The sequence below is a fragment of the Streptomyces hirsutus genome (assembly GCF_001418415.1).
GTDB lineage: Bacteria > Actinomycetota > Actinomycetes > Streptomycetales > Streptomycetaceae > Streptomyces > Streptomyces hirsutus.
The window spans coordinates 733-1,359 of the sequence record NZ_LIQT01000702.1 but is presented as its reverse complement, the minus strand read 5'-3'; the positions used below and the strand labels follow the sequence as shown (position 1 = coordinate 1,359).

Below are 627 nucleotides of genomic sequence, written 5' to 3'. Positions count from 1 at the left end.
CAGCCCGTGCCCTGCGGCACTCACCGGTCGCGGTGACCGTGGTCGACCGCCGTGCCCACCACCTCTTCCAACCGTTGCTCTACCAGTGCGCCTCCGGAATTCTGTCCGAGGGCCAGATCGCACAACCGCTCCGCGCGGTCCTACGGCGGCATCACAACGTGAGCTGCGTGCTCGCCGAAGCCACGGACGTGGATGTCAAAGCCAGGATGGTCCACGCCCGAGGACCCGAGGGCGGAGTCCTTCGGCTGCCCTACGACGATCTGATCGTCGCGGTCGGCCTGCGTCAGTCCTATTTCGGGCACGACGACTTCGCCGCGCACGCTCCCGGAATGAAGACCCTGGATGACGCGCTGGACATCCGCCGGCGGATCTACCGGGCGTTCGAGATGGCCGAAACGGCCGCAGACGACCGGGAACGGCAGCAGTGGCTCACCTTCGCGCTCGTCGGCGGTGGACCGACCGGTGTCGAACTCGCGGGACAGATCCGGGAGATCGCCGGCCACACACTCGACCGGGAGTTCCAGAAGATCGATTCGGCCCGGGCCCGGGTGCTGCTCTTCGAGGGGTCCGACGCGGTACTGGGCGCGTTCGGCCCCCGACTGGCCCGCCGTGCGGCCCGAACCCTGC

The 627-nt window shown here is 68.9% G+C and carries 1 protein-coding gene; it reads left to right on the top strand.

Annotated features, from left to right (window positions below):
- The coding region (locus AOK11_RS45980; RefSeq protein ID WP_240497642.1) for an NAD(P)/FAD-dependent oxidoreductase at positions 1 to 627 on the top strand (627 nt) is incomplete at both ends.